The sequence below is a fragment of the Enterobacter sp. HMSC16D10 genome (assembly GCF_001807145.1).
GTDB lineage: Bacteria > Pseudomonadota > Gammaproteobacteria > Enterobacterales > Enterobacteriaceae > Enterobacter > Enterobacter roggenkampii.
In genome coordinates, this window is record NZ_KV787862.1 from 18,712 (window position 1) to 34,005 (window position 15,294).

Consider the following 15,294-nt stretch of genomic DNA (forward strand, 5'->3'; position numbering starts at 1 on the left):
TGCTATGCAGTCAGATATCCTGAATACTGAAGTGACCACCATTGATGGCGATAAAACCACGCTGGAAAGCTACAAAGGCAATGTGTTGCTGATCGTCAACGTGGCATCCAAATGCGGCCTGACGCCGCAGTACGAGCAGCTGGAAAACATTCAGAAGGCCTGGGAGAAAGACGGTTTTACCGTGCTGGGCTTCCCCTGCAACCAGTTCCTGGGGCAGGAGCCGGGCAGCGAAGAGGAGATTAAAACCTTCTGCAGCACTACCTACGGCGTAACGTTCCCGCTGTTCAGCAAAATCGATGTCAACGGTGAAGACCGCCATCCGCTGTATGCGAAGCTGATCGCTGCCGCACCGAAAGCCGTCGCGCCGGAAGGCAGCGGTTTTTATGAACGCATGGCCAGCAAAGGCCGCGCGCCGCTTTATCCGGACGATATTCTGTGGAACTTTGAAAAATTCCTGATAGGTCGCGACGGCCAGGTCGTACAGCGTTTTTCACCGGATATGACCCCTGAAGATCCGATCGTCATGGAATCGATCAAGCTGGCGCTGGCGAAATAATGTCGCTGCTGATGCAGCTCACGGACGTTGCCGAGAAGGGACGTCTGGAGCCGATAACCGGCGCCGTCAATGCGGGAGAAATCCTGCATCTTGTCGGGCCAAACGGCGCAGGAAAGAGCACGCTGCTGGCACGGATGGCAGGCATGACTGCCGGAGAAGGGCAGATAATGTTGCTGGAGCATACGCTGGCCGAGTGGTCGCCGGTCTCGCTGGCGCATCGGCGCAGCTATCTCGTGCAGCAGCAGGTACCCCCCTTTGCGATGCCGGTCTGGCACTATCTGATGCTGCATTTGCACGACAAACATTCTACGGCACTGCTGACGGACGTGGCCGCGGCGCTGGGGCTGGAGGATAAACTCTCCCGGCATGTCAGCCAGCTATCCGGCGGCGAATGGCAGCGGGTGCGTCTGGCGGCTGTCATTGTTCAGATCCACCCGGCCGGTAATCCTCATGGGCGGATGCTGCTTCTCGATGAACCGATGAGCGGTCTGGATGTGGCGCAGCAGGCGGCCCTGGATACCCTGCTAAGTGCGCTCAGCCGAAAAGGCATCGCCGTGGTGATGAGCAGTCATGACCTCAACCACACCTTGCGTCATGCCCACCGGGTGTGGCTGCTGTCGCAGGGGAAGATGATCGCCAGCGGTACGCGGGATCAGGTTCTTACGCCGCCCAATCTTGCCCGCGCGTACAACATGTCGTTCCGCAGGCTGGATATTGAGGGCCATAAGATGCTGATTTCGACCGGGCAGGAGTAAGCGTTTCTTGCCTGTGAGCACAATTGCACGCTAAATTACGAAAAGAACAAAAAATGCAGAGGATTCGTCTGAAAATGCGATTCTGGTTTCTCCTGATGGCCGCACTTTTTCTTGCGGGATGCAGTAGCCATCGTGCACCGCCGCCTAACCCACGGCTTTCAGATTCGATCACCGTCATTGCCAGCCTCAACGATCAGCTGAGCAACTGGCGCGGCACGCCTTATCGCTACGGCGGCATGAGCCGTGGCGGTGTAGATTGCTCCGGCTTCGTTCTGATGACGTTTCGCGACAAGTTTGATTTACAGCTGCCGCGTGAAACGCGTAAACAGGCAGAAATCGGCACGGAAATTGATAAAGACGACCTCCTGCCCGGGGACCTGGTTTTCTTCAAAACCGGATCGGGGGAAAGCGGACTTCATGTGGGCATTTATGATACTGACAACCAGTTCATTCACGCCTCGACGAGCCGCGGCGTGATGCGCTCTTCTCTTGATAATGTTTACTGGCGTAAAAATTTCTGGCAGGCACGACGTATATAATCTTCGTCGTATACCTCTCTTATGACGGCATGGTAGCGAATAACATGCCGTTTTTTCTCAAATAAGATGATTAAAGTTAAATTTACCTAAAATTAGCGAATCCCTCATGTATCTGTTTTATCTAAAACTGGCTATTATTTTGCAACCAGGATAAGATTATTTTAGATTCAGGGAAAAATCTGAAAATTAATACGGAACTAATGAAATTAATCTTATTAAAATCAAGACAGTGGAATTGTGTCGGCAATTGCTCCAGGATGTCCTCTCTCATCTTTAATGCGGGGCGAGTGCAATGATAATTACGCTAGATAATGCTTACCAGTCTGAACTGCTGCTTTTGCCTGCCCGTAATAGCGCAGGGGAGCTTAAAGGTTTAGAAATTCTGGTTAACTTTACTGGCGTCGACAGCGATGTGCGGATCCCCACTGAGCTTGTTATCCCACGACTTTCAGCGGCTGAAGAGTTAGCGCTGTTTAACGAAAAACTGCAATTGCTTGATACCTGCAAACTGTTTTTTATTCAGCATCAGTTAATTGCATGGATCAATATTACACCTGCAATAGTTGAATTTTTATTAAGTAATGGAAACGCTGTTTCAATTCTTGAGCGTTATCCGTTTCTTGAGTTTACTGTTAATGAGAATTATCCAGGTTTAAATAACGGAAAGGACGATCTTCAGCTGGCGAGAATGGCAATCCATTTCCCATTGGTGCTGGCAAACTTTGGTGCAGGCGCTGCATCGCTCAAGGCGGTCTACGATGGATTATTTAAACGGGTTATTCTCGATAAAGGCTTCATTCAGCAGCGTGCTTCAGAGCTCTCTTTTGAGCCATTTATGCGCGCCATCCTCTGGCAAATCACGCCGCACTGCCAGTCTGTGATTGTCTCGGGCATTGACGACCACGGTCTGTTGCAGCGCGTGTTGTCCTTTAATTTTGGCGCCATGCAGGGAACACTCTGGCCTGCCGTCTCGGCGGAACACGTCACTACGCTGGTTCAGCAGCGATAACCCTTGCTTTCGCCCGTGTTTAAGTCCGGGTAAACCCTCTACACTAAAAGCAGGAGGACTTATGACCCTGTCTTTTACTGCTCACTGGCATGACGAGCTGCCGGGATTTTATACTGCACTCAAACCCACACCGTTACAAAATTCACGCCTTATCTGGCATAACGATCGGCTGGCAGAAGAGCTGGCCATTCCGCCTGAGCTGTTTCAGCGTTCAGGGAGCGCTGGCGTCTGGGGAGGCGAAACGCTGCTCGCCGGTATGCAACCCCTTGCTCAGGTCTATAGCGGGCATCAGTTTGGCGTCTGGGCTGGGCAACTGGGCGACGGCAGGGGGATCCTGCTCGGTGAACAACAGCTTCCCAACGGGGAGACGGTTGACTGGCACCTGAAAGGTGCGGGCCTGACGCCCTATTCGCGGATGGGCGACGGGCGTGCGGTTCTGCGTTCAACGATTCGCGAATGCCTGGGCTCCGAAGCGATGCATGCCCTGGGTATCCCCACCACCCGTGCGCTGTCGATCGTGACCAGCGACACGCCGGTTGCGCGCGAAACCGTGGAAAAGGGCGCAATGCTGATGCGCATTGCGCAAAGCCATCTGCGCTTCGGTCATTTTGAGCACTTTTACTATCGCCGCGAGCCGGACAAGGTGCGCCAGCTGGCTGACTTTGCCATTCGTCACCACTGGGCGCATTTGCAGGACGACGCGGATAAATACGTTCTCTGGTTCAGGGACGTGGTGGCCCGTACCGCAGCCCTGATTGCCCGCTGGCAAACGGTAGGTTTTGCCCATGGCGTCATGAATACGGACAACATGTCGCTTCTCGGGTTGACCTTTGACTACGGCCCGTTTGGTTTCCTGGATGATTATCAGCCAGGGTACATCTGTAACCACTCCGACTATCAGGGGCGCTACAGTTTTGACAATCAGCCCGCGGTGGGCCTGTGGAACCTGCAGCGACTTGCGCAAACCCTGTCGCCGTTCATCGACGTTGATGCCCTCAATGATGCGCTCGACAGCTATCAGGCGATCTTACTGCGAGAGTATGGCTCGCTGATGCGCAACAAGCTGGGGCTAGTCACGCAGGAGAAGGGCGATAACGACATCCTCAATGGCCTGTTTGCCCTGATGGCGCGCGAGGGCAGCGATTACACGCGCACCTTCCGGATGCTGGGCCAGACGGAGCAGCACAGTGCCGCCTCGCCGCTGCGCGATGAGTTTATTGACAGACAGGCGTTTGACGACTGGTTTGCATCGTACCGCGCGCGGCTGCAGCAGGAGCAGGTGGATGATGCGACCCGCCAGGCGCAGATGAACGCTACGAACCCGGCGATGGTGTTGCGCAACTGGCTGGCGCAGCGGGCGATTGAGCAGGCCGAGCAGGGCGAGTACGACGAGTTACACCGTCTGCACGTGGCGTTGCGCACGCCGTTTGCCGACCGGGATGATGATTACGTCAGCCGCCCGCCTGAGTGGGGCAAGCGGCTGGAGGTCAGTTGCTCAAGCTAGTGTCTGGCCGGAGTCGGCGTCGTCAGAATCCGGACCGGTCAGGGGGCGAGAAACACCTGCGGCACGGCGTGAGCGGGATGCCTGCCGACGTGAACCTGTGCGCCGTACCAGCGCGCCAGCGCATCGGCCTGCAAAACGGTTTCCGGTTCTCCCCGGGACACGATCCTGCCGCTATGCAGGAGCAGGATGCGATCCGCCCACAGCGCTGCCAGGTTGAGGTCGTGCAGCACCGCGCACACGTGCAGATGTCCCCGGCTGGTCAGGGATTTCAGCAGGCGCAGCAGATGCTGCTGGTGATAGAGATCCAGCGCGGACGTCGGTTCATCAAGAAACAGCCAGCCGCGCGGCGCACCGTCGCACCAGAGCTGAGCCAGCGCGCGGGCGAGCTGAACGCGCTGCTGCTCGCCGCCGGAGAGCGCGGCCAACTGCCTGCCCGCCAGCGGTAAACAGCCGGTGATGGCCATCACCTCCTCGATCACCGACGCTTCTGGCGTGCGGGTCCAGGGCGCACGCCCCATACCGACCACCGCCTCAACCGGCCAGTCAAATCCGAGCTGCGTGCTCTGGCGCATCACCGCCCGGTAGCGGGAGAGCCTTTCCGGCTGCCAGGCCGCAAGCGGTGTGCCCGCCAGGCTGCACCGTCCCCCAGCAGGTTTAAGATAGCCGGTAAGCAGTCGCAACAGCGTCGATTTCCCGGCGCCGTTGGGGCCAATCAACGCCACCAGCTCGCCCTGAGATAAGGTCAGCGACACGTCGTTAATCAGCGTGCGTTGCCCGGCGCGAAAAACAAGGTTTTCTGCACAATAGCGTTCAGCCATGCGCACCTCCACGACGAAAGATCAGCCACAGGAACCACGGCGCGCCGAGAAGGCTGGTCAATAAGCCAACCGGCATTTCCGCCGGAGCGACCACGCTGCGCGCCAGCGTGTCGGCCACCAGCAGGAGCAGCGCACCGGCCAGCACCGAGCCGGGGAGCGTGGCCCGGTGGTCGGCTCCCAGCCACATGCGCACCAGGTGCGGCACCACCAGGCCAACAAAACCGATCACGCCGCTGATCGCAACGGCGGCAGCCACCAGCAGGGCGCTGCACAGCAGCAGGATCCGCTGCACGGCGGCCACCTCCACGCCGAGATAGTGCGCCTCTTCGTCGCCCAGCTGCAGCAGGTTGAGGGGCCCTGCCAGACGCCAGATAACCAGCACGGTGGGGATCATCAGCGACGCGACGGCCAGCAGCGTCGACCACTGCGCCTGGCCGAGGCTGCCCATTCCCCAGAGCGAAAGCTGGCGAAGCTGGGCATCATTGCTGAGCCATGACAGCACGCCGACGGCCGCACCGCACAGGGCGTTGATGGCTATGCCCACCAGCAGCAGGCGCGACAGGGAAGCGTCACGCTGACGGCTGAGCAGGAAAATCACGACGGTGGCGGCCAGCGCGCCGAGAAACGCCGCCATCATCGGGGCATACAGCATCACCAGTGCAGGCAGCGAGAGCGGAAGCACCACCCACAGCGCGACGGCAAGTGCCGCGCCGCTGCTGATGCCGAGCAGGCCCGGGTCCGCCAGCGGGTTGCGGAACAGCCCCTGCATCACGCAGCCCGCGAGCGCCAGCGAACCGCCGATCGCCAGCGCCAGCAGCACGCGTGGCAGGCGGATCGTCAGCCAGATCTGACGCAGGGCCTCGTCGGTGCCGTTCCACAGCAGGTTGATCGGCAGGCGCAGCGCGCCAATACCGCTGGCCGTCAGCGTCGTGACGACCAGCAGCGCGGCCAGCATCCACAATGACAGGGCGACTCGCCGGGACATCAGGGCAGTTGCTCCGCTTTGGTACGCAGCTGCCGGATGGCTTCCGGCGTTCGCACGCTAAAGCCCAGCAGCGCCATATCATCAATCGCCAGCACCTGCTTATTACGTCCTGCCGGGGTTTGCGCCAGCCCGGGCAGCGTCCACAGATTCGCTTCCCCACCCAGGGCGTTGATGCCGTCCTGCGAAATCACCACCAGATCGGGCCGGCTGGCAATCACCCCTTCCTGAGACAGCGGCTGATAGCGGGTGAACCCCTGCATCGCATTCTGCAGCCCTGCCGCGCGAATGGCCGCGTCCGCGCCGGTCTGTTGTCCGGCAGCCATCGCGGTCATCCCGCCGTGGTTGAGAATAAACAGCACCCGTTTGTTGAGCGGCGATGTGGGCAGGGTTGACAGCGCCTGACGCAGCTTGCCGCGCAGGGCTTCCCCCTCGGCCTCGCGATGCGTCGCTTCCGCCACGATCCGCACTTTTTCGTCGATGACGCTCAAATCGTTAGCGGCTGGAACCGCGATAACCCGGACGTGGCTTTGCTCAACCTGCTTTAGCGCCAGGGAGGGCTGCGCCTGGGCGCTGGCCAGCACCAGCGTGGGGCGCATGGACAAGATCCCTTCCGCGTTGAGCTGGCGCAGATAGCCCACGTCCGGCAGCACGTTCGCCGGTTGCGGCCACTGGCTGGTGCTGTCGCGGGCCACCAGGGAAGACGACGCGCCGAGTGCGTAGACAATCTCGGTGACGTCGCCGCCGAGCGTGACGATTTTCTCCTGCGGCGCAGCAAACGCCAGCAGGGGCAGGGCGCTGAACAGGACAAGCCACCGTTTCATGCGGCCAGCCCTTTCGCCGTCAGGGCGTCTATCTGGCTGCGCCACTGGCTTTGCTCCGGCTCGCCTTCGGTGCGCTGGCCGTACAGCTGGGCGATTTGCGTCCCGTCGGCGGCAAACAGCTCCAGGCTGGTGACGTGCCCGTCAGCGGTTGGTTTGCGCGTGACCCACGTCTCCGCAATGGCGTCTTCAAGCAGGTGCAGGGTAAAGGTTGAGTTGAAGATGTTCAGCCAGCCTTTCATCGGCGCCAGCTTTTCCACCACGCCGGTGAAAATCTGTACGCAGCCGCGGTTGCCGACGAAGACCATGATTTCATTGCCGTCCCGGCGCGCCGTCTCCAGCAGTTGCGCCAGCGCGCTGTTCTCTACCCGACAGGCCAGATCGTCCCCCACCAGGCGAAACGCCTGCTGGCGGCTGAGGTTATGGCGTTTGAGGAGACCGTAGAACTGGTGCACGTCGGTCATGGCGCGCCACTCTTTGTCCACGAGGTCGGCTTGCGCATTTTCCGCGTGAGCAGGCGCGTCGGGCGCCTTCAACGCCAGCGGTGGATTATCGGCAAAGATAAAACGGGTCAGCACGTCGCCCCAGGCGGAAAGGTCGGTGTCGTCCGTGGCGTAGACCTTCAGCAGGGCATCGCCCTGGTGGTCGAAGAACTGAATGCTCTGCCGCTCGCCGCGGGCGGTGGCTTCACTGATGTGAAACGCGCTTGCCCACTGGTTGAGGAACAGGCGCAGATCCAGCGCGCGCGGGTTCAGCACCAGCCCGGCATGGCCGTTCAGGTGCTGGTTGGTGAAGCTTCCGACCTGCTCGTGAACGGCGTAGTTGTTGCGGCAGATGCATTTGGTTTCGCCCACCGCCTCCAGCGCGCCCAGGATCTCGCGGATCTCACCGCGCAGTCGCCAGGCGTCGTGACCCACGCGGGCAAAGGTCAACTCTGCTTCGCTGATGTTCATTAACCCTGCGATGTCGCGCGCGTACTTACCCGGATTGTCTTCTTTCAGCTCAAGCCAGCGCGTGTAGTGATTCATTTTCTTATCCTTCTGAAGAGTTGCCCCGACGGGAATTACCACTGATAGCTTACGAAAATCTTGCCGTTACGGCCGTCCTGCGGAATGCCCTGAGGTGACCAGTATTCTTTGTCAAAGGCGTTGCCGAGCACCAGCGTCGTGGTCACGCCTTTGAGCTGCTCCTGACCCTTATAGCTGACGTAGAAGTCATTGACCGCGTAGCCCGGCTGCTTGCTGTAGCTGCTGCTGATATGCGTTGAGCGATCGACAAAGGTGCCAATCCAGCCGACGGAAAAACCGCTCTGCGCCACCGGAATGTCCAGCTTGCTGGTGACGGTATCCGGGTTGATGCTGGAGATGTACTCGCCCGTATCGGTGTCTTTCCCGCGCGTGCGGTTATAGGCCAGGTCAAGGTTGAAGAGGTCGGCAGAGTATTTTGCCATCATGTCCCAGCCCCAGATTTTGGCGTTCGGAACGTTATAAGACATGGTGGTCGCGGCGGCAAAATTGACGGTGGTGGAGATATAGTCTTTAGCTTTGGTATCGAAATAGCTGGCTTTAAACTCCAGCGCATCGTTAGCAAGCAGCAGATCGTCAAAGCGCAGACCGAACCCAAACTCCTGCGTTTCGTTGGTTTCCGGGCGCAGGTTCGGGTTTGGCACCCAGTAGTTGGTATAGAAGCGGCCAATAGAGAAGTGTTTGGCGTCGTTGTACATCTCGCCCATGGTGGGCGCGCGGAACGCCTGCGCGTATGAGCCAAACAGCATCAGCCAGTCGGTCGGGCTGACGGTCAACCCGGCGCGGGAGGACCATTTATCGGCATCCACGTCGTCGTAGCCATTGCTGCTGCCGCGGTAGTTGTCATAGCGCGTACCGCCCAGCAGGGTGACCGGCAGATCGCGCAGGGTGATCTCATCCTGCAGCCAGCCGGAGCTGAAGTCGATTTTCGCCTCCGGGAAGCCGGTGGTCGCGCCGCCCGGATGCTGCTCCTGACGGTAGTATTCCCCACCGTAGGTCAGCAGATGTGCTGCTAAAGTGTCGCTGAACAGGCGGGTGCGGTTTTCCACCTTGCCGCCTTTGGTGGTCTGTTTGCGGAACTCACCGCTGTTGTCGATATTCTGGGCATTAATGCGCGCTTCGGACCAGTAGACCTTCGCGTCGGCGTTCAGCCAGTCGTTACCTTCCGGGGCGATGCGGTAGCCCACCTGCGCGTCACGCTGGATGGTGGAGCGATCGGTCATCGGGTTACTGCTGTCCGTCCCCGTGGTTTGCGGGTTTTTTGGTTCCTGCGCATCGTTGTTGTAGTAGCGCAGGGCGCCGCTGAGGGTCTGGGCCGGGTCGATTTTCCAGCTGCCTTTCGCCAGCATGTTATTGATGGATTCGTCGTTAGGGGCGGTTGCTCCGTCGCTCTGGCGAATATCACCGCGATCCCGGCTGGACCAGGCCACCAGACCGTCCAGGGTGTCGGTGCGGCCGTAGGCGCTGGCCCCCATGCCGAGACTGTGATCGCCCGTCGCGCCCGTCCCAAACACGCGGTAGCCGCTGTTTTTACCCGTTTCCAGCAGGTCTTTTGCATCGACGGTGTCATAGGAAATCACGCCGCCCAGCGCGCCGCTGCCGTACAGCAGGGCCGACGGGCCGCGAACCACTTCGATACGTTTAATCAGCGCCGGATCGAGGAACGTGCTGTTCAGGTGGCCGGTGTCGGTGCCCTGACGCACGCCGTCAACCAGCACCAGCACGCCGCGACGATCGTAGCCGCGCAGGTTCACGTCCTGCCCGTTGGTGCGCCCGGTGCCGTCCAGCATCAGGCCGGGAACGTTACGCAGCAGATCGGCCGCCGAGCTGGCGGTTTGTTTCTCCGGGGCGGTGGCATCAATCACGCTCACCATCATGGGGGCTTCAAAGGCGCTGCGGGCGTTGCCCGTGGCGGTGACGGTCATTTCATCTGCGGCAGCAAACGCGACGCCCGGCAGGGTGCTGACAATCGCCAGCGCCAGAAGTGACGGGCGTAAAGACGCGGAAGGCAGGTGTGGCATAGCAACTCTCCATAAAGAATCGAAAGCGCTGGCTGCCTGGGGATCACCTGGGTGGCTGGCGAAGTTTTTGGTTTATTTTGTGAGGATCAGTTTTCCGGCATGGGTCTGGCGCAGCAGATAGCGCTGGCCGTCATGCTCGATAATGACCCGCCCCGCATCGCCGAGCAGGGTTTTGCTGTCAATCCGACGCTCGGTAGGGGCTGGTGCTGTGTCTGTTTTTGCTGGCGTTGCCGCGCTGTTATCCGTACGTGACATAATGTTTATAAATAACAATCAATGTAACAATGATAATCATTATCAATAAACTGCAAATTTACGGCAAGCGTTTTTGTGAAAAAAGGGTGAGAGGATCAATATTGTGCAATCAAAAGCCCGGTGGCGGCTTCGCCTTACCGGGCCTACAACGGCACGAATCGTAGGCCGGGTAAGGCGAAGCCCCCCCCGGCAGGATGTTAAAAGCGCGTGTCCACGGCTGCAGCCAGCTTCTCCAGCAGCAGCTCGCTGTCTTCCCAGCTCAGGCACGGGTCGGTGATCGACTGGCCGTACACCATCTGCTGGCCAGCAACGATTTTCTGCGTGCCTTCTTTGATAAAGCTCTCCGCCATAATCCCTGCAACGGCGGTTGAACCGCTGCGGATCTGCTGGCAGATCTCATCGCAGACGTCCAGCTGGCGGCGATGCTGCTTCTGGCAGTTGCCGTGGCTGAAGTCCACCACCAGATGTTCCGGCAGGTCGAATTCCGCCAGCGTTTCACAGGCCGCAGCAATATCTTGTGCATGATAATTGGGCTTCTTCCCGCCGCGCATAATGATATGCCCGTACGGGTTACCGCTGGTCTGGTAGATGGTCATGTGACCGCTCTTGTCCGGCGACAGGAACATGTGGCTGGCACGGGCCGCGCGGATGGCATCAACCGCAATACGCGTATTGCCATCGGTCCCGTTTTTAAAGCCGACCGGACAGGAGAGGGCGGAGGCCATCTCGCGGTGGATTTGGCTCTCGGTGGTGCGTGCGCCAATCGCGCCCCAGCTGATCAGATCGGCGATAAACTGCCCGGTCACCATATCAAGGAACTCGGTGGCGGTCGGCACGCCCAGCTCGTTGACCTGCAAAAGCAGCTTCCGTGCCAGCTCGATGCCGTGGTTCACGCGATAGCTGCCGTTGAGGTCAGGGTCGGAAATCAGTCCTTTCCAGCCCACCACGGTCCGCGGTTTTTCAAAGTAGGTTCGCATCACAATCTCAAGGCGGTGCTGATACTTATCCCGCAGGCCCTGAAGCCGTTTTGCATAATCCATCGCGGCATCCAGATCGTGGATGGAGCAGGGACCAATCACTACCAGAAGACGCTTGTCTTCACCATTGAGGATTTTTTCAATGCGGCGGCGGGAGGCCGTCACGTGTTCCGCAACGGCCGCGGAAACAGGATGCCGCTGGGCCAGTTCAGCCGGCGTGACCAGGCTGTCAATGCGCGCAGTGCGGAGTTCATCGGTTTTATTCATGGAATGTCTCAGAAAATTTTTGCTTCATCGGCAGACTACCGGGAAGTGATGGGCATCACCTTAAACCAATCCCTGCTGATTTCAAGTTCGGGGCGACATAGCCCCGTGGTTGCCGATGATGATACCTGATTCTGAGCTAATGTACTAGCGTATTAGTACATGCGGCGATTAAGCCCCATGATGTAGAGAATTTTGGTGGCAATTTCTTCCACAGAGTAGTTGGTGCTGTTCAGCCACGGGATCTGATTTTTGCGGTACAGGGCTTCCACTTCGGAGACCTCCATCCGGCACTGGCGCATGGAGGCGTAGCGGCTGTTCTCGCGGCGCTCTTCGCGGATGGCGGCAAGGCGCTCCGGATTAATGGTCAGCCCGAACAGCTTGTGCTGCAGTGGCTTCAGGGCGGCGGGCAGCACCAGGTTATCCATATCGTCAGCAATGAACGGGTAGTTGGCGGCGCGAATGCCGAACTGCATCGCCAGGTAGAGGCTGGTCGGCGTTTTGCCGCAGCGCGACACGCCAAGCAGGATCACCTGCGCCTGGTCGAGATTACGCAGCGAGATGCCGTCGTCGTGCGCGAGGGTATAGTCAATGGCGGCGATACGGGCATCGTACTTGGTCAGGTTGCCGGGGTTCAGCCCGTGGGTACGGTGGGCGATAGGCGTTGGGTCGAGCTTCAGCTCGCTTTGCAGCGGAGCCACCAGCGCCTGCACGATATCCTGGCAGAAGCCTTCACTCTGCAGAATGATGGCGCGGATCTCGGGGATCACAATGGAGTAGAACACCAGCGGGCGGACGCCGGTCTGCTGGTAAATGGCGTCGATCTGGTCCTTCACCGCTTTGGCGCGGCTCTCATTTTCCACAAACGGCAGCGTGATGCTGTTGATCGATACGGGAAACTGCGACATCACCGCGTGGCCCAGCACCTCGGCGGTGATCGCCGTACCATCAGAAATATAAAAAACGTGACGATCGACAGCACTATCCATTTTATCCACCCTGAATATCAGACGTAATTGTCTGAAAGCATAAATTAAAAAAGTAATTTACACAGCAAAGAACTTATCCTAATTATGAATGAAACGCTGTTTTTGATTTTCCTGAAAAGTGGATTTCATTTTTCAAATAGCGACTTTATTTTTGGGGTTTCTGGCTGAATATAGAGGAATCATCGGGTTAATCGTTGATGGGAAAGTATCCGAAAAGTTGAAAATTTAAATTGCTTACACGATTCACCGTTTTTTTAGCGGAAATAATTATGCCAGTATAAATACGTAGTCAGGTGTTTCTTACTCCGATCAAATATCACAAAAGGATTGTTTCGATGTCCAACAATGGCTCGTCACCGCTGGTGCTTTGGTATAACCAACTCGGCATGAATGATGTAGACAGAGTTGGGGGCAAAAATGCCTCCCTGGGTGAAATGATTACAAACCTGTCGGGTATGGGTGTCTCCGTACCGAACGGGTTTGCCACCACCGCCGATGCCTTTAACCTGTTTTTAGACCAGAGCGGTGTTAACCAGCGCATTTACGACCTGCTGGATAAAACGGATATTGATGACGTGACCGAGCTTGCCAAAGCCGGGGCGCAGATCCGCCAGTGGATCATCGACACACCTTTCCAGCCGGAACTGGAAAAAGCCATTCACGACGCGTACAACCAGCTCTCCGCTGACGACGCGCAGGCCTCCTTTGCCGTGCGCTCCTCTGCCACCGCAGAAGACATGCCGGATGCCTCGTTTGCCGGGCAGCAGGAAACCTTCCTGAACGTCCAGGGATACGATGCGGTGCTGGTGGCGGTGAAGCACGTGTTTGCTTCCCTGTTCAACGACCGCGCCATCTCCTATCGCGTGCACCAGGGCTACGACCATCGCGGCGTGGCGCTCTCTGCTGGCGTGCAGCGCATGGTGCGCTCGGACGTGGGCTCATCCGGCGTGATGTTCTCCATTGATACCGAATCCGGCTTCGACCAGGTGGTGTTCATCACCTCCGCGTGGGGGCTGGGTGAGATGGTCGTGCAGGGTGCAGTAAACCCTGACGAATTCTACGTCCACAAGCCTACGCTGGCCGCTGGCCGTCCGGCGGTGGTGCGCCGCACCATGGGCTCGAAAAAAATCCGCATGATCTATGCCCCGACCCAGGAGCATGGCAAGCAGGTCAAAATTGAAGATGTACCGCAGGAGCTGCGCGACCGCTTCTCCCTGACCGACGCCGAAGTGCAGGAGCTGGCGAAGCAGGCGGTGCAGATTGAAAAACACTACGGCCGTCCGATGGATATCGAATGGGCGAAAGACGGGAACACCGGCAAGCTGTTTATCGTGCAGGCGCGTCCGGAAACCGTTCGCTCACGCGGTCAGGTGATGGAGCGTTACACGCTGCACGCCCAGGGCAAAATCGTGGCGGAAGGCCGTGCTATCGGTCACCGCATCGGTGCCGGTCCGGTGAAGGTGATCCACGACATCAGCGAGATGAACCGCATTGAGCCAGGCGACGTGCTGGTGACCGACATGACCGACCCGGACTGGGAACCGATCATGAAGAAAGCGGCGGCTATCGTTACCAACCGCGGCGGTCGTACCTGTCACGCGGCGATCATCGCCCGCGAGCTGGGGATTCCTGCGGTCGTCGGCTGCGGTGACGCCACCGAACGCATGAAGGACGGACAGAACGTGACCGTCTCCTGTGCCGAAGGCGATACCGGCTACGTGTATGCCGATATCCTCGACTTCAGCGTGAAGAGCTCCAGCGTGGATACCATGCCGGACCTGCCGCTGAAGATCATGATGAACGTCGGCAACCCGGACCGCGCGTTCGACTTCGCCTGCCTGCCGAACGAAGGCGTAGGCCTGGCGCGTCTGGAATTTATCATCAACCGTATGATCGGCGTTCACCCGCGCGCGCTGCTGGAGTTTGACGACCAGGAGCCGAAGCTGCAGAACGAAATCCGCGAGATGATGAAAGGCTACGACTCGCCGAAAGAGTTCTACGTCGGCCGTCTGACCGAAGGGATCGCCACGCTGGGTGCCGCCTTCTATCCGAAACGCGTGATTGTGCGCCTGTCTGACTTTAAGTCTAACGAATACGCCAACCTGGTCGGCGGCGAGCGCTACGAGCCGGAAGAAGAGAACCCGATGCTGGGCTTCCGCGGGGCCGGACGCTACGTGTCCGACAGCTTCCGCGACTGCTTCGCGCTGGAGTGTGAGGCGGTGAAGCGCGTGCGCAACGACATGGGGCTGACCAACGTCGAAATCATGATCCCGTTCGTGCGTACCGTCGATCAGGCGAAAGCCGTGGTGGACGAACTGGCGCGTCAGGGTCTGAAGCGCGGCGAGAACGGGCTGAAGATCATCATGATGTGCGAAATCCCGTCCAACGCCCTGCTGGCCGAGCAGTTCCTGGAGCACTTCGACGGCTTCTCTATCGGCTCGAATGACATGACGCAGCTGACGCTGGGTCTGGACCGCGACTCCGGCGTGGTCTCCGAGCTGTTCGACGAGCGCAACGAGGCGGTCAAAGCATTGCTCTCCCTGTCCATCCGCGCGGCGAAGAAGCAGGGCAAATACGTCGGGATTTGTGGTCAGGGGCCATCCGACCATGAAGACTTTGCCGCCTGGCTCATGGAGGAGGGGATCGATAGCCTGTCCCTGAACCCGGACACCGTGGTGCAAACCTGGCTGAGCCTGGCGGAACTGAACAAGTAACGCCACGCTGACCCGAAAAGGCGAGGATATTATTCCTCGCCTTTTTTATTTCCGCCCGAATATGC

The 15,294-nt window shown here is 58.8% G+C and carries 14 protein-coding genes; 6 read left to right on the forward strand and 8 right to left on the reverse strand.

The features are described from left to right. Window positions 1–4: 4 nt before the first annotated feature. The 5 genes from HMPREF3143_RS08070 to selO all read left to right on the forward strand — a co-directional run bounded on the left by HMPREF3143_RS08070 (window position 5) and on the right by selO (window position 4,363). On the forward strand, window positions 5–556 hold the full coding sequence (locus tag HMPREF3143_RS08070; RefSeq protein WP_070532550.1) for a glutathione peroxidase: 552 nt from the start codon (window positions 5–7) through the stop codon (window positions 554–556). After that, a complete protein-coding gene (btuD, locus tag HMPREF3143_RS08075) occupies window positions 556–1,311 on the forward strand; it encodes a vitamin B12 ABC transporter ATP-binding protein BtuD (RefSeq protein ID WP_008500651.1) in 756 nt (251 codons plus the stop codon). Before HMPREF3143_RS08070 ends, btuD begins: the two co-directional genes overlap by 1 nt. Window positions 1,312–1,385: 74 nt before the next feature. Beyond that, entirely contained in the window at window positions 1,386–1,850 is a 465-nt protein-coding gene (locus tag HMPREF3143_RS08080; protein ID WP_008500650.1) for an NlpC/P60 family protein, read from the forward strand. A gap of 292 nt (window positions 1,851–2,142) precedes the next feature. Next, window positions 2,143–2,859, forward strand: coding sequence for an EAL domain-containing protein (locus HMPREF3143_RS08085; RefSeq protein ID WP_008500649.1), 717 nt, complete (start codon window positions 2,143–2,145; stop codon window positions 2,857–2,859). A gap of 61 nt (window positions 2,860–2,920) precedes the next feature. Next, the gene (gene selO / locus HMPREF3143_RS08090; protein ID WP_070532553.1) at window positions 2,921–4,363 is read left to right on the forward strand and encodes a protein adenylyltransferase SelO; all 1,443 of its coding nucleotides are present in this window, start codon (window positions 2,921–2,923) and stop codon (window positions 4,361–4,363) included. 38 nt (window positions 4,364–4,401) lie between these two features. On the opposite strand, the gene HMPREF3143_RS08095 is transcribed toward selO, so the two are convergent. The 8 genes from HMPREF3143_RS08095 to HMPREF3143_RS08130 all read right to left on the reverse strand — a co-directional run bounded on the left by HMPREF3143_RS08095 (window position 4,402) and on the right by HMPREF3143_RS08130 (window position 12,515). Continuing rightward, a complete protein-coding gene (locus tag HMPREF3143_RS08095; RefSeq protein WP_070532555.1) occupies window positions 4,402–5,181 on the reverse strand; it encodes a heme ABC transporter ATP-binding protein in 780 nt (259 codons plus the stop codon). Further along, a complete protein-coding gene (locus HMPREF3143_RS08100) occupies window positions 5,174–6,166 on the reverse strand; it encodes a FecCD family ABC transporter permease (RefSeq protein WP_070532556.1) in 993 nt (330 codons plus the stop codon). Before HMPREF3143_RS08100 ends, HMPREF3143_RS08095 begins: the two co-directional genes overlap by 8 nt. Further along, window positions 6,166–6,987, reverse strand: coding sequence for a heme/hemin ABC transporter substrate-binding protein (locus HMPREF3143_RS08105; RefSeq protein ID WP_070532559.1), 822 nt, complete (start codon window positions 6,985–6,987; stop codon window positions 6,166–6,168). The genes HMPREF3143_RS08100 and HMPREF3143_RS08105 overlap by 1 nt, the downstream gene beginning before the upstream one ends. Beyond that, on the reverse strand, window positions 6,984–8,012 hold the full coding sequence (gene chuS / locus HMPREF3143_RS08110) for a hematinate-forming heme oxygenase ChuS (protein WP_070532562.1): 1,029 nt from the start codon (window positions 8,010–8,012) through the stop codon (window positions 6,984–6,986). Before chuS ends, HMPREF3143_RS08105 begins: the two co-directional genes overlap by 4 nt. A gap of 35 nt (window positions 8,013–8,047) precedes the next feature. Continuing rightward, window positions 8,048–10,030, reverse strand: coding sequence for a TonB-dependent hemoglobin/transferrin/lactoferrin family receptor (locus HMPREF3143_RS08115; RefSeq protein WP_070532565.1), 1,983 nt, complete (start codon window positions 10,028–10,030; stop codon window positions 8,048–8,050). A 72-nt stretch (window positions 10,031–10,102) separates the two neighbouring features. Continuing rightward, entirely contained in the window at window positions 10,103–10,285 is a 183-nt protein-coding gene (gene hemP, locus HMPREF3143_RS08120; protein WP_021241095.1) for a hemin uptake protein HemP, read from the reverse strand. Window positions 10,286–10,482: 197 nt separating this feature from the next. Beyond that, a complete protein-coding gene (aroH, locus tag HMPREF3143_RS08125) occupies window positions 10,483–11,529 on the reverse strand; it encodes a 3-deoxy-7-phosphoheptulonate synthase AroH (RefSeq protein WP_008500645.1) in 1,047 nt (348 codons plus the stop codon). Window positions 11,530–11,681: 152 nt separating this feature from the next. Then, window positions 11,682–12,515 (reverse strand): posphoenolpyruvate synthetase regulatory kinase/phosphorylase PpsR, encoded by an 834-nt coding sequence (locus HMPREF3143_RS08130; RefSeq protein WP_070532569.1) that lies wholly within the window; start codon window positions 12,513–12,515, stop codon window positions 11,682–11,684. Between the two features lie 335 nt (window positions 12,516–12,850). On the opposite strand from HMPREF3143_RS08130, the gene ppsA reads away from it, so the two are divergent. Continuing rightward, window positions 12,851–15,229 carry a phosphoenolpyruvate synthase gene (gene ppsA, locus HMPREF3143_RS08135; protein ID WP_021241097.1) on the forward strand — a complete coding sequence of 793 codons (2,379 nt, stop codon included), beginning with the start codon at window positions 12,851–12,853 and terminating at the stop codon, window positions 15,227–15,229. The last annotated feature ends 65 nt before the right edge of the window (window positions 15,230–15,294 follow it).